Origin of the sequence: Vibrio ishigakensis, assembly GCF_024347675.1 — a bacterium.
Classification (GTDB): Bacteria; Pseudomonadota; Gammaproteobacteria; order Enterobacterales; family Vibrionaceae; genus Vibrio; species Vibrio ishigakensis.
This window is the reverse complement of record NZ_AP024882.1, coordinates 1218564-1232657: the sequence shown is the minus strand read 5'-3', so window position 1 is coordinate 1232657 and position 14094 is coordinate 1218564. Positions and strand designations below refer to the sequence as shown.

General features: G+C 45.9%; 13 protein-coding genes. 5 read left to right on the top strand and 8 right to left on the bottom strand.

Features of this window, described 5'->3' with window-relative positions; translation table 11 throughout:
• Positions 1–33 precede the first annotated feature (33 nt).
• Positions 34–1161 (bottom strand): 1-acyl-sn-glycerol-3-phosphate acyltransferase, encoded by a 1128-nt coding sequence (locus Pcarn_RS19345; RefSeq protein WP_261837320.1) that lies wholly within the window; start codon positions 1159–1161, stop codon positions 34–36.
• Between the two features lie 112 nt (positions 1162–1273).
• On the opposite strand from Pcarn_RS19345, the gene Pcarn_RS19340 reads away from it, so the two are divergent.
• Positions 1274–1933, top strand: coding sequence for an AraC family ligand binding domain-containing protein (locus tag Pcarn_RS19340; protein WP_261835956.1), 660 nt, complete (start codon positions 1274–1276; stop codon positions 1931–1933).
• On the opposite strand, the gene Pcarn_RS19335 is transcribed toward Pcarn_RS19340, so the two are convergent.
• Together Pcarn_RS19335 and Pcarn_RS19330 are read right to left on the bottom strand one after the other, a co-directional pair.
• Positions 1930–2421, bottom strand: a complete 492-nt coding sequence (locus tag Pcarn_RS19335; RefSeq protein WP_261835955.1) for a hypothetical protein — start codon at positions 2419–2421, stop codon at positions 1930–1932. The two genes, Pcarn_RS19340 and Pcarn_RS19335, sit on opposite strands and share 4 nt — an antisense overlap.
• A 47-nt stretch (positions 2422–2468) precedes the next feature.
• Entirely contained in the window at positions 2469–2990 is a 522-nt protein-coding gene (locus tag Pcarn_RS19330; protein ID WP_261835954.1) for a nicotinate-nicotinamide nucleotide adenylyltransferase, read from the bottom strand.
• 156 nt (positions 2991–3146) lie between these two features.
• Between Pcarn_RS19330 and nadE the strand changes: the two genes are divergently transcribed.
• A complete protein-coding gene (gene nadE / locus Pcarn_RS19325; protein ID WP_261835953.1) occupies positions 3147–3974 on the top strand; it encodes an ammonia-dependent NAD(+) synthetase in 828 nt (275 codons plus the stop codon).
• Positions 3975–4017: 43 nt separating this feature from the next.
• Here the strand turns inward: nadE and Pcarn_RS19320 are convergent, their stop codons facing one another.
• The gene (locus tag Pcarn_RS19320; protein ID WP_261835952.1) at positions 4018–4851 is read right to left on the bottom strand and encodes an MOSC domain-containing protein; all 834 of its coding nucleotides are present in this window, start codon (positions 4849–4851) and stop codon (positions 4018–4020) included.
• A 141-nt stretch (positions 4852–4992) separates the two neighbouring features.
• Here Pcarn_RS19320 and pyrC point away from each other — a divergent pair, with 141 nt between their 5' ends.
• Positions 4993–6021, top strand: a complete 1029-nt coding sequence (gene pyrC / locus Pcarn_RS19315) for a dihydroorotase (RefSeq protein WP_261835951.1) — start codon at positions 4993–4995, stop codon at positions 6019–6021.
• Positions 6022–6190: 169 nt separating this feature from the next.
• Here pyrC and glpK read toward each other — a convergent pair whose 3' ends face one another.
• Positions 6191–7708: a glycerol kinase GlpK gene (gene glpK, locus Pcarn_RS19310; RefSeq protein WP_261835950.1), complete on the bottom strand. Its 1518-nt coding sequence runs from the start codon at positions 7706–7708 to the stop codon at positions 6191–6193.
• Between the two features lie 578 nt (positions 7709–8286).
• On the opposite strand from glpK, the gene glgC reads away from it, so the two are divergent.
• Entirely contained in the window at positions 8287–9504 is a 1218-nt protein-coding gene (gene glgC / locus Pcarn_RS19305; protein ID WP_261835949.1) for a glucose-1-phosphate adenylyltransferase, read from the top strand.
• Between the two features lie 2 nt (positions 9505–9506).
• Here the strand turns inward: glgC and Pcarn_RS19300 are convergent, their stop codons facing one another.
• The gene (locus Pcarn_RS19300; RefSeq protein ID WP_261835948.1) at positions 9507–9854 is read right to left on the bottom strand and encodes a DUF3024 domain-containing protein; all 348 of its coding nucleotides are present in this window, start codon (positions 9852–9854) and stop codon (positions 9507–9509) included.
• A 123-nt stretch (positions 9855–9977) separates the two neighbouring features.
• Between Pcarn_RS19300 and Pcarn_RS19295 the strand changes: the two genes are divergently transcribed.
• Positions 9978–10799: a phosphate ABC transporter substrate-binding protein gene (locus tag Pcarn_RS19295; protein ID WP_261835947.1), complete on the top strand. Its 822-nt coding sequence runs from the start codon at positions 9978–9980 to the stop codon at positions 10797–10799.
• A gap of 63 nt (positions 10800–10862) precedes the next feature.
• On the opposite strand, the gene Pcarn_RS19290 is transcribed toward Pcarn_RS19295, so the two are convergent.
• Together Pcarn_RS19290 and Pcarn_RS19285 are read right to left on the bottom strand one after the other, a co-directional pair.
• The gene (locus Pcarn_RS19290) at positions 10863–11549 is read right to left on the bottom strand and encodes a MaoC family dehydratase (RefSeq protein WP_261835946.1); all 687 of its coding nucleotides are present in this window, start codon (positions 11547–11549) and stop codon (positions 10863–10865) included.
• Between the two features lie 175 nt (positions 11550–11724).
• Complete coding sequence (locus tag Pcarn_RS19285; protein ID WP_261835945.1) at positions 11725–14085, bottom strand: Lon protease family protein; 2361 nt, start codon at positions 14083–14085, stop codon at positions 11725–11727.
• Between the last annotated feature and the right edge of the window lie 9 nt (positions 14086–14094).

Below are 14094 nucleotides of genomic sequence, written 5' to 3'. Positions count from 1 at the left end.
CCGACTCTTTTTCGTTGTGCTTGAAGCGAAAAATTAAGCTGCTTCTTGCTTATCTTTAGACAGGTTATGAACTGGGTTCGCATAACCGTCAATCAGATACTGGCGAGCCCCCTCTTCTAAGCCTGATAATTTCTTCTCAAGTTCTTCACGAGTTTTAGCATCGATAGATGCATCGTCAATACCCGCAGCTAGCAGGTTGATCGGGAATAGCTTGTAGTTGGCATGGATCTGACGATCAATCTCTTCCGCTAGCGCATCAGGCGTTTCGATATCGTTTTCTATAACGTCACCAAAGCTCACCTGAATTCGGCCTTTGTAGCCGGTGATGCCTTTTACGATACTCTCGATATCTTCAAACTCAGACTTCTGGTACTCACCCTGTGTCGCCTTTTGATAAAGCTCATTCGCTTTGGCGAGATCACAAGGGTCATACTCGTAAGAGATGGCTACTGGCACTATCTTCAATGACTTAACATATTCAGAGAAAGCCATCTTGCGCTTACGCCCTTCAAGTTGAATCATCTTAATGATTGCAGGATCGGTGAAATCATTACCATCTTTAGCACGACCCTCTTTCTGGGCTATCCAGATAGAGTTGCTGGTCTCTAGAGAGTGCTTGATATAAGAAGAAAGCAAGCCTAACGCCTTCATCATCTCACGTGGTGCTTTAGCTGAACGTTTCACGATAAAACTCTTGTTGATCTTCATCAGTTCAGTGGCACATGGCTTACGAAGAAGGTTGTCACCAATGGCGATTCGCATGGTTTGATGCTGTGAATGGTGCAGACCATAGTTTACTAACGCCGGGTCCATCGCTATATCTCTGTGGTTAGAGATAAACAGGTATGACGTATTCTTTTCTAGCTTGTCTAAGCCTTCGAAGGTGACGCCGTCACTAGTAGTATCTAGCGCTTTATCAAGGTACTTCTCTACCTCAATCTGTACGGCATCCACTGAGTTCAGTTTGCCCCAGCGGTTTTTAAGAAACATTTTCACTAAAGGTGAAACTAGACCACGTAGCAAAGCTGGAAGATGAGAAAACTTGTGGCTCAAAATCGCAGAAATAAACTCTTCATCATCGATCAAACGTTGAATAGCAGGAGCAATCTCTGCATCGTTGTAAGGACGAATTTCTTGATAAATATCGTTCTCGGTAGACATATCTTTTTTCAGTATCACAAAATTACGCCGATTTTACGTGGTATTAGCACAATATACAGCACTTACCTTCAATATTTATTAAGGTCAGACCACGATTAAGTCCCCTTCTCATTTGGCTTATCCCAAAATACAGGCTACCCTATCGGAAAATTCCAACGCTAAGCCTTATATGCACCACGCCATAGACTTCCAATCTACTCATTTTGACTTTCTAAAACTGACTCCGCGCAAACCAACTCTTAAACATCAGTTGCTTTGTGTCGAGTCTGGCATGGTTACCATACGCTTAGGAAAGCAGGAATATGCGATAGATAAAGGTGAAATGTTCTGGGTACCAGCGAATTGCCTGACCTCACTTAGCTATTTCCCTGATACTAAGGTCTCAGTTGTTGAAGCATCGCAACGACTTGCTGATGCATTTCCTCACCAAGCGGGATACATCAAGCCATCTAACTTATTGAAAAGTCTTCTTAGCAAGCTAGAAGCGGTTAAATCCAAGTCTGAGCATACGCAAGTGCTTCTTAGCGCCGTGCGCTTTGAGCTATCAGAATTAAAACCAAAGCTAATCAGCACTCCATTAACCAAGAGCTTAAGCGATTGGCAGAGTAAAGATGGGCAACTATCTCCGCAAACCGTACTGGTATTAAAAGTGAGAGAAGCAGAGAAAATGCGTCTTTCAGGTGTGAAAGATGGGCAAATTGCAGAGAAGTGGTTTGCAGGAGAGCTGAGCGCTTATCAAGCAGCAACCCAAGCCGTGCTAGGAGAACGCTAGAAAGGAACTTCTACTTGGACATGGAAAACGTCTTCGTGACGTTCATGCCATTGATAATCGAGTCTAACTCTAGGCTCGTTTTTACGTTTCTCACCTATACCCACGCTCAATAGCACGCCGTAGGTCTTAATCATCTCTTCATAGGTCAGTTCATCGTCATTCAAAGTCATTTCTTCAGGACGATAAAAACCTAGGCCAAAATAGCCTTCGCTTACATGCTGAGTCAGAATCGGATCGTCGACGTTTTTCAGCATCCAATTAGACCAATAATCTAGATCGGTACGCTCATTTTCTTGCTTAATGTGGGTAGCAACGAGGAATCTATCGACAAGATGGTCAACGGAGTTAACCAGGTCTTCACAGAGTTCAAGAGTGGTCTCAACCATTACTAGAGATTCAGTTGGATCGCGGTCCTCGATACAAGCCGAGGCCCCTGCAGAAAATAGCGCACATCCTGTAAGCGCTGTTAGTGTGTGAAGACGGTTCACAAGCGTTCGATCCCTGAAACTGATTGAGTAATAGTTAATTTACAACGCTAAATATTGAGATATAAACCGTAATTTTGCAATAATTTTACAGTATTTTTACCAGTTAAATTGTTGATATCTTGACGATCCGCAATTTTTTGGCGGATTTCGGTGCTGCGAATATCGCGAGTTTGAGGACAGGCCAAAACGCTCCAACGTTGTAATATTTCTTCAGACTTGTAGAACTTGGAAAAGTTAAACAGGTTGTCTGGCCCCATAACGAAGGTAAATTCATCAGTTGGATTTTGCTTTTGAAGTTCTTCAAGCACCGCAAATGTAGTGACACCGCCCTCACCAGTAAACAACTGCTCTTCGATTTTACTTAGCTCAACATTGCTGCAGTCAATATCGCTAATGAATGCTTCAACTAGCTCACAACGCATTGAATAATCGAGCATTTGCTTACCCCATGCGTGGGCAATACTCGGCACCAAAAGAACCTTATCAAAATGAGCCAGTCGCTCGATTACACTCAAATGACCAAAGTGCGGAGGGTTAAAAGCACTGCCAAACAGGGCGATTTTTGCCATGGTTGAAATTCCTAGGGTATAGCATCGAAAGGAGAGTTAGGTATATGATATCAAAAACTTTCAGACTATATCTAAGCACTTTCAACAGACTTCAACCTTATTACGGTTCGTTTATCGTAAAAAGAATGTCTAGTGCCACTTTCAGGAATGGAAATCATGGAACAAGAAATTCGTCAGCTAATGCAGGTTCTGCCTGAAATCGATGCTGATTTCGAAATCGAGCGTCGCGTTAACTTCATCAAAGGCAAACTTAAAGAGTCAGGCTGTAAGGCTTTGGTACTTGGTATCAGCGGTGGTGTGGATTCAACAACCTGTGGTCGCCTTGCGCAATTAGCGGTAGAGCAACTTAGCGAAGAGACTGGTGACAAGTATCAATTCATCGCAGTGCGCCTACCGTATGGCGTTCAAAAGGATGAAGATGAAGCTCAATTGGCCCTTTCTTTTATCAAACCAACCCACTCTGTTTCAGTAAATATTGCTGACGGTGTAAATGGTTTGCACAAAGCAAGCCATGTAGCACTCGAAGGCACTGACCTACTTCCAACCGACAGCGCGAAGATCGACTTTGTAAAAGGTAATGTGAAAGCACGTGCGCGCATGGTTGCTCAATACGAGATTGCTGGTTACGTTGGCGGTCTGGTGCTGGGTACTGACCACTCGGCGGAAAATATCACCGGTTTCTACACCAAGTTTGGTGATGGCGCTTGTGACCTTGCACCTCTATTCGGTCTTAGCAAGCGTCAAGTTCGCCAGGTAGCAGCTAAGCTTGGCGCACCTGAGCTTCTAGTGAAAAAGGTTCCAACTGCGGACCTTGAAGAGCTAGACCCGCAGAAAGCGGACGAGAACGCACTGGGTGTGACCTATGATGACATCGACAACTTCCTAGAGGGCAAGCCTCTACCGGAAGAAGCGAAACAGAAAATCATCGCTATCTATAAGCGCACTCAACACAAACGCGATCCGATTCCGACTATCTACGATTAATCTCGATTCTATTGGAAAGGGGCTCATCTGAGCCCCTTTCTCTTTATGCTTTGTCTTGGTAATGGACAGGTTCCTGAGTCTCTAGAATCTCAATCTCATCACCTGCTCGTATCACACCCTCATTTAAGGCAATGACGTTCATGCCAAAATAGACGGCACCTTTCTCATCCGCGCGGAACGTAGACAGAGTTACTGTTGGCTCTTTGTTTTCCATACGCTCACCATCAGTTGGATTTACCGTGGTTAGAATACAGCGCTGACAAGGTTTTCTTACCTCAAACTCTACCTCACCAATCTTAAAGCGCTTCCAGCCATCCTCGGCAAAGGCTTCAACGCCACCTACAACCAGATTGGTTCTAAACTGCGCCATGGTTTGAGGCGAAGATGCTCGGCGATTAAGTTCATCCAGTGAACCTTGCGAGATCACAAGCAGCGGGTAGCCGTCGGCAAAGCTAACATTAGTCTCTAGTTTCTCGCGGTAGCGATTTGACTCTTCACCACAGTAAAGCAGCACCACCTCTTTACCGATAACCTCGGTTAGCCATTGGTTAGCCTCTTCGATGGTGGTGTAGGCATCGAAGCGGTCGCTCCAGATTTTGCATTCGAACTCTTTCATTTCGAAGTCTTGGTAGCGAATCTTAAGGCTGCTATGCCCTTTCGCACTGAGCAAGATGCCGTCTGAAAGCAGACAGCTTTCTATGGTCACCATCTTTGGAAACTTGCGCGCGGTAACCATACGGCCTTGAAGATCGGTTACCACGAAACGGCGGTCAAAGCTGATGCCCTGTTTCTCTACAAAAGCACGAGATTGGGAAATTCCGGCGGTGGACTTAATCGGATAGATATTAATTTCAGTTAATTGAGCTTTGACTGTCACTTTTCTTCCTTACTAACTGTCAATTTCTACGCTTTTTCGTTATGATTCGCGCGCATTTACGAAACCGATTGCGCCAAGGCATACAAGGCGACATCAATCGGTTGACTCAAACAATTTGGATTTTAGGCGGGAGCATACACAATGACCAGTTTAACCATTACACGCCCAGATGATTGGCACGTACATTTGCGCGATGGCGAGGTTCTGAAAGATACAGTTCGAGACATCAGTCGCTATAATGGTCGAGCGTTGATCATGCCAAACACAGTTCCGCCGACAACAAATACAGAGCAGGCTATAGCTTACCAAGCTCGCATCAACGAGCACAACCACTCAGATACCTTTAAGCCATTGATGTCGCTGTATTTAACCGACAACACTAGCAAAGAAGATATCCAGCAAGCTAAGGCTTCTGGTGCGGTTGTAGCGTGTAAGCTATATCCAGCTGGCGCGACCACCAACTCCGACTCTGGTGTAACTGACGCGAAGAAGATCTACCCTGTTCTTGAAGAAATGGAAAAGCAAGGCATCCTGCTTCTTATCCACGGTGAGGTAACGACTCACGATGTTGATATCTTCGACCGCGAGAAAGAGTTCCTAGATACGGTACTTGCGCCAATCGTTAACGACTTCCCTAACCTTAAGGTTGTTCTTGAGCACATCACTACAGCAGATGCAGTTGAGTTCGTTAAAAACGCTAATGAGAATGTGGCAGCAACCATCACTGCGCACCACCTAATGTATAACCGTAACCACATGCTGGTTGGTGGTATCCGTCCTCACTTCTACTGCCTACCTATCCTGAAGCGCAACACGCACCAGAAGGCACTAGTAGAAGCCGCAACCAGCGGTAACAAAAAGTTCTTCATCGGTACTGACTCTGCACCACACGCAAAAGGTCGTAAAGAGACTGCTTGTGGCTGTGCTGGTTCCTACACCGCGCACGCAGCAGTTGAGCTGTACGCTGAAGTATTTGAAGCAGAAGGCAAGCTAGAGAACCTAGAAGCATTTGCAAGCCACAATGGCCCAGACTTCTACGGTCAGCCTCGCAATACTGATACTGTTACTCTGACTAAGAAAGAGTGGCCTGTACCAGAAACAATGCCGTTTGGTAGCGACATTGTTGTGCCAATCAAAGGCGGTGAGAACATCACTTGGACTGTTGAATAAGGTCCTGGTTTGAAATGATAAGGGGTTGCTTCGGCAACCCTTTTTTTGTCCCGCACCACATTGGGCGATTAAGCAAAAAGACGCCGTAAATATATCCCTATAGGCTTGGGACTAGCTCCCTGCCAGCCACACTTTTTGCTCTTAATTCGCCCAATATGTCTTTCGCGTATTAATCTTCCTCGTTATGTAGATCACTCCACAGCTGAGCACACTTGATAGCACGCTTCCAGCCCGAATAGCGTCGCTCGCGCTTGGCTTGATCACACACTGGATTAAATCGAGTTTCAATTTCAGCAGTGGCATTTAGCTCGCTTAAGTCTTTCCAGTACTCTACTGCAAGTCCAGCAAGATAGGCTGCACCTAGCGCCGTCACCTCAGTGATCTTTGGTCTTTGAACTTCGCAATCCAGAATGTCCGATTGGAACTGCATCAAGAAGTTATTCTTCGCGGCTCCACCATCCACTCTTAAGCTTGCCATATCGATATTGGAATCGGCCTGCATCGCTCGAATTACATCGCAAGTTTGATAAGCAATGCTCTCAAGGGTGGCTCTTACGATATGCTCAGCACTAGTGCCTCGGGTCAACCCCACCATAGTGCCACGCGCATATGGGTCCCAATATGGTGCACCCAAACCGGTAAAGGCTGGAACGACATAAACGCCGTTAGAAGAATCCACCTTATTAGCGTAATACTCTGAGTCTTTAGCTTCACTGAGTAACCTAAGCTCATCGCGAAGCCACTGTATAGAGGCTCCAGCCATAAATACCGCTCCTTCTAGGGCATAGCTTGGATTACCCTTGGCATCACACGCCAATGTGGTTAGAAGCCCATGGGTTGAGGTCACCTTCTCTTGGCCTGTGTTCATCAACAAGAAACAGCCAGTGCCGTAGGTGTTTTTAGCCTCACCCGGGGAGACGCAGCGATGACCGAAAAGTGCCGCTTGTTGGTCACCTGCGATGCCTGCGATTGGGATCTTGAGCCCTTGGTCTTCGCCAATGCAGGTTTCACCATAAAGAGTGGAAGAGACCTTCACCTCAGGAAGCATGCTCTTTGGTATGTCGAGCTTCTCAAGGATTTTTTCATCCCATTCAAGGCTATTGATATTGAACATCATGGTGCGAGAAGCATTGGTGTAATCGGTAACGTGAACCTTACCGTGGGTCAATTTCCAAACCAGCCAGGTATCAACGGTGCCGAATAGAAGTTTGCCTTGATCTGCTAACTCTCTGGCACCTTCAACGTTATCTAAGATCCATTTGATTTTGGTGGCAGAGAAATAAGGGTCTAAGACTAGACCGGTAGATTCTTGAATATAGTCGCTCCACCCTTCTTCTCTTAGCTTGTCGCACATAGCGCTGGTACGGCGACACTGCCAAACAATGGCGTTATATACTGGCTTGCCGGTTTCCTTGTTCCAAACAATCGTGGTTTCACGCTGGTTGGTGATACCGATCGCGGCAACGTCTTCCGATTTCAGATGAAGCTTATCCAGTACCTCAACCAAAGTGGAACGCTGTGATGCATAAATCTCCAGCGGATCATGCTCAACCCAACCTGCTTCAGGGTAGTATTGAGTGAACTCGCGCTGAGCAGAAGAAACAATCTCAGCTTTCTGATTAAAAACAACGGCTCGGGAACTAGTGGTTCCCTGATCTAAAGCGACAATATACTTGCCCTGCTTCATGCATATTTCCTATCTAGGCTCTGATGTAATTAGGGTCTGTTGACCTTTTAAGTTCGTTTTTGTAGCGAGTTGTTGGGCTTTTATACAAAGCAGGCACTTTTAGGTGTAGTGGTTCTACATGAAAAGTGTCTAACGCGGTAGAAATGCCCAACAAACGCTACCCGAAGGGCTCGGCCAGAAACGATTTACTCTTTGTTGCCCCCCTTTTGCTTAGATGACTAGGCTACAAGGGCCTCGCCGCGATTAAATCGTTTCTGACTCGAGCAAAATTCAACCGAAAAAGGTCAACAGACCCTAGATTGACATACTCTGCATCAATTTGATGTGACGTCTTCTATAGGTTAGCCAATCCATTTCCAGGCGAACACATTGCACACAATTGGTGCGCACAAGCTAGCCATATTGGTGCACTGACGCGCATTTGCACACTATTGGTTAGCTCTCATTTCCCTTCATCAATACTAGTCACGCTAGGCAATTTAGTGCATAAATAGTCAATATAGAAACATGGAACAGTTATTGCAGAGTTTAATAATAGATAAAGCTCCCCCACTTATAACTAGACAAGGATATGCATTATGCATGAAACGTTGACCGTCATTTTGGCTGGAGGTATGGGTTCGCGCCTTGCTCCATTGACACAAGATAGGGCAAAGCCTGCCGTACCCTTCGGTGGTAAATACCGCATCATCGACTTTACCCTGAGCAACTGTCTCCACTCAGGCCTGCGACGTATCTTGGTATTAACCCAGTACAAGTCCCATTCGCTGCAAAAACACCTGCGTGATGGTTGGTCCATCTTCAACCCTGAGCTAGGTGAATACATTACCGCTGTTCCCCCACAGATGCGTAAAGGTGAGACCTGGTATGAAGGTACTGCCGATGCCATCTACCAGAACCTATGGCTACTTACTCGCAGTGAAGCGAAATATGTGGTGGTGCTGTCCGGCGACCATATCTATCGTATGGACTACAAGCCGATGCTTCAGCAACACAAAAAGACCGGTGCAGACTTAACTATCGCGTGTATGAAGGTGCCGGTAGAAGAGGCCTCTTCGTTCGGTGTTATGGATACCGATGAGTCTCGCAAGATTGTTTCTTTCCAAGAAAAGCCCGCACAGCCACCAACACTTGCTGATGATCCAGACAAGAGCCTTGCCTCTATGGGTATCTATATCTTCAGCATGGATGCACTGACTAAAGCGCTAGAAGACGATGCACTAAATGAACGCTCGTCGCACGACTTTGGGCACGACATCATCCCTCGTCTTATCGATGGAGAAAAGGTGTATGCATATCAGTTTGGTTCTGAAGAAGGACGAGTAAGCCAGGATGCCTACTGGCGAGATGTGGGTACTATTGATTCTTTCTATCAAGCGAATATGGACCTTCTAAATCCAGTTCCGCCTATCGACTTGTATCAAGAAGATTGGGGTATTCGTTCGTACGAGCGTCAGCGCCCACCTTCACGCACCGTTCCCTCTGCAACCGGCAATCAAGGTATATCTATCAACTCTATCGTGGCCAATGGCGTGGTGATCAGTGGCGGTTCTGTGCAGCACTCAATCCTCTCAGCGAACGTTAAGGTTGGAGATGGCGCTACTATCCAGAACTCTATCTTGTTTGATGAGGTTAAAGTCGGCGAACATTGCCAACTCAAGAACTGCATTATCGATAAGCACGTATCTGTACCAGACGGAACCACAATCGGTTTTGACGCTAAACTCGACCGAGAGCGCTTCACTATCTCAGACCAAGGTGTGGTAGTAGTGCCAGAGGGATATATCTTTAGTTAAAACTACCAAATAAGGCTATTAGGATCTTGCTCCACCTCTTTCATCAAGGCGTGGAGCTGATTCGACACCGATTCAGGGTAGCTATACCAACGTTCAAATACCTGATGCTTGTCTCGCTGGGCTAGCATTAGCTGCCAACTCTCTTCCAAGCGAATGATCTTAGCCACCAGCGAGCGATAGTCACACTGAGTAGAGTCTAGCTTGAAGTGAGCTTCAGAGAATTCAACGCCATTGTCTAAAATAGCGAAATCAGCTTTGCCAATCTCTACAGGAAGGTTATGGTTTCTGGCATTACATACCTGCAGTGCCAACTTCTGAACCTGATGTTTTTCTAATTCTGATAACTCCATCCATCCCTCATCCACAATTACTTATAACTACACTTAACAACAGTCATATTGTTCGTCACAATAATGTAAAAAACAGATGATACCCTCATGACAATTTTGTATCCCAAAATAGGAAAAAATAGAATGGTTAAAGTGGTTCTAACCGCTCTTCTTGTCGCAGTTACCGGCATCGCACACGCAGCGGAAATTAATATCAGTGGCTCAACATCTGTTGCACGTGTCATGGATATTTTAGCCGAAGATTTTAATAAACAACATCCAGAAACCTTTGTTGCCGTTCAAGGTGTAGGTTCAACTGCAGGTGTGACTCTGGTTAAGAATGGCGTAGCCGATATCGGTATGAGCTCGCGCTACCTAACCGAAGAAGAGTACAACGATGGCCTAGTGGTTAAGCAGATTGCTTACGATGGTCTTGCGGTAGTGGTAAACCACAAAAACCCTCTAAATAACCTAAGTCGTGAACAGCTATACAAGGTCTACAAAGGTGAAATCACCAACTGGAAAGAGCTAGGTGGTGAAGACAGAGCGATTGCCGTTGTAACGCGAGAAGTTTCTTCTGGTACCCGCTATGCGTTCGAAAATCAGCTAGGTCTGACTAGGGTGCTGAACAACCGCCGCGTATCAACCATTAGCCAAAACCTTTTGGTGGTAAACAGTAACAGCATGGTGAAGACGCTAGTTTCTGACAATCAGCAAGCGCTAGGCTTCATCAGTATGGGCTCTATCGATGCTTCGGTTAAACCTCTAAACTTCAATGGTATAGTGCCGAACTCGGAAAACTTGCTGAATAAAAAGTACAAGCTAGCTCGTCCATTTATCGTGTTCTATCATCCTGACCAAGTGGATGAAGACGCTCTAGAGTTTGCTAAGTTCATAACAACTGACCAAGCAAAGAACCTGATTGGTAATCACGGCTACACCCCTTATGAGAGTGAAGCTGACTAAGGTCTATTAGCGTTAAGTATAAAAAAACGGAGCCAATCGGCTCCGTTTTCTTTTTCGATATCGTTAGAAGTAAAGACGAATCACTGACTCGGCAATACAGCCTGGGCGACGCACCCCTTCAATCTCAACCTTCACTTCACGAGTGATCTCTAAACCCTTTTGGATTGGAGTCACCTTGATCAGTTTGCTCTTAGCTCGAATGTTGGCCCCTACCTTTACAGGATAAGGGAAACGAACGCTGTTAAGACCTAAGTTCACCGTAACCTTAGCGGTTGGGAACTGTGGTTTGTCTGGATCAACCGCTTCGGTCAGCTTTGGCAACAGAGCCAAGGTCAAGAAGCCGTGGGCTATGGTTGATTTAAACGGAGACTCTTCTTTAGCTCGCTCAGGATCGGTATGGATCCACTGCATATCGTCGGTTACTTTCGCAAACGCATCGATGCGTTGCTGATCGATAGAGAACCACTCACCAACGTAAGTCTCTTCACCAATCTGTGTCGACATTTCGTTATACAGAGCTTCTGCTTCAGGTTTCATCTCTATGGTGTCACGAACAGGGTTCTCTACCTCTTCATTCACCGCAGGCTTTGTAAATTCTTTACCCCAAGATTTAAACAAGTGTTGTGCGTGAGCTCGGCTCACCAGTTCACTCCAATAATCCTTGAGTGATGGAGACATCCTATCCAAAAACTCACTGTGATGTCTTGAAAGAGACTCACCCTTGTGTTTAAGAATATCGACAACTTTCATGTTTGCTCCATTAGGAATTCTGCAACCGCTAATTTTGAACTAAATCACATTCTATCTCAACGATTGATACGTCAGGAATATCGTTTATTACAAAATTATGGCGTATTTGCGCAAATTATCGACATTTACAATCGAATAACAAGCGCAAATTCCAGATATCTGTTATTACACTAAGTTATTTCCGAAGTGAGTTGAGCTTCGCCTGTGCGATACCAAAGATAGTATCGATTGGATAACTGCCCTCTTCACTCGGTTCTCCAGCCGCCTTACCAGTAAAGAGCTCAATAGCCTCAGTTACGTGTTCGATGGCCCAAATATGAAACTCTCCCCTCTCTACGGCTTCGACAATATCTTTTCTCAGCATCAGGTTCTGCACGTTGGATTTAGGGATAATTACCCCTTGCTCCGGAGTACGTCCCTTGATGGCACACACGTCAAAGAAGCCTTCAATCTTCTCGTTCACGCCACCAATAGGCTGAGCCTCACCAAACTGGTTCATTGAACCGGTAATGGCGATATCTTGACGATTCGGTTGACGGGAAAACGCCGACACGACGGCACAGAACTCCGCCATACTGGCGCTGTCACCATCTACTCCGCCGTAGGACTGCTCGAAGGTGATATTGGTCGTGAGCGGTATCTTGGCAGTTTTGCCAAACACAGAAGACAAATACGCGGTCAGTATCATCACCCCTTTGGAATGGATACTGCCACCAAGGTCAACATTGCGCTCAATATCAATCACTTCGCCCTGACCATAAGCCGTGGTGGCGGTGATACGGTTTGGCGCGCCAAACATATGCTCTGATGTACTCAATACCGACAGTGCATTGACCTGACCGACCGCCTCTCCGTGGGTATGAATCAAAGTAGTACCATTGACAAAACTCTCCATCACACTCTCTTGCAGTCGACTTACGCGAGAGAGCTGATTACTTAGCGCTTTATCTACGTGAGAGCTGCGAATGATATTAGCCTTGGCAGCGCGTGCAATGTAGTTAGACTCTCGCAATAGATTCGCAATATGGGCTGAATGCAGAGACAGCTTGTTCTGATCACCAGCTAACCTTGCGCTGTGTTCAATGATGCGAGCCATTGCCTTCTTATCACAGTGCAGCATCTTGTTATCGTGCACCACACTAGAGATAAAGCGCGCGTAATGGAGCTCAGAATTCACGTTACGAGGCATCTCATCTTCAAAATCCGCTGTCACTCTAAATAGCTCAGCAAACTCTGGATCATAGTGTTGGAGCAGCTGATAGGTTCGGTAGTCACCAAACAAGATAATCTTCACATCCAGTGGGATCGGCTCGGGATCGAGAGAGACAGCGCCAGTCATGGTTACCTGTTTCTCTAGCGCAGTAAGGCTCAACTCGCGAGAGCGAAGCGCGCGCTTTAGGCCGTCCCAAACAAACGGCTGTTCCAGTACCTTAACCGCATCCATAAGGAGCACGCCACCATTGGCCTTGTGCAGCGCTCCGGGGCGAATCAAAGAGAAGTCGGTAAATACTGTACCTTTAAAGGTGGCCGTCTCTACATAACCAAACAGCGAGTGATAGTTTGGGCTTTCTTCAACTATGATCGGTGGCTCATCTTTTGGTCTTGAGACCAGAACGTTCACCTTGTATCGACGTGGCAGTTTCTTATCTAGAGATGCGGTTGCAATCTCGCCTTGTTCTGTTCCCTCTTCGAGGAAGATATCCACGTTTTCTACGATATCCGATTGCAGTTCACTTAGATATTCCTTCACCTGAGGATAAGATTTGTAGGTGGATTTCAGCTCTTTGATAAAGTGAGTAATAACATCAAGGGTCACATCAGAATTGAGCTTCTGGATCTTCTCACTATAACCTTCCTCCCACTCTGTGAGGTCTCGAATAAGACCTCGCAACGCTATCTCGAGGGCATCGATGGTTTGTTCAAAACGGTCGCGCTCTTTCTGATCCAGTAGTTCGAACGACTCTTCTGTATGTGGTTCTTCACCGTTAAGCGCAACAAACTGGTAATCACCCTGAGTGGTAATAGTAAGGCTGACATCTTGAGCCTTAGCTTCTAATGTTAATGCCTCAAGCGCCGTGTTCTGCTTTGTTGCTAACTGGTTTTTGAGCTTATCGGCACGAGAAAAATAGATTTCGTTGTCAAAAGCCAAAGGCATGGCTTTTAAAAGCTTGGTAATCAGCTTGTCGATATCAGACTTAAGCTGAGTGCCGATACCACGCGGAAGCTTCAATACTTTAGGAATACGGATGTCATCAAAGTTAGCCACATAGCACCAGTCATATAGCCCCTCCATATCAAATGGATGTCGCTTTAGATAACGGAGCATCATGGTGCGCTTACCTAGGCCATTACGACCTACTGCATAGATGTTGTAGCCCTTTTCCTTAATGGACATTGCAAACTCGACCGCAGAGTGCGCACGTTCTTGGCCGAGAATTTCTTCGATGGGTGGAATATCTTTGGTGGACTTACTGCTTAAGCTGCTTAAGTCAGATTCGCGATAGAGCTGTTGTGGTGAGAGAGAGATTGTAGCCATAGTCACCTC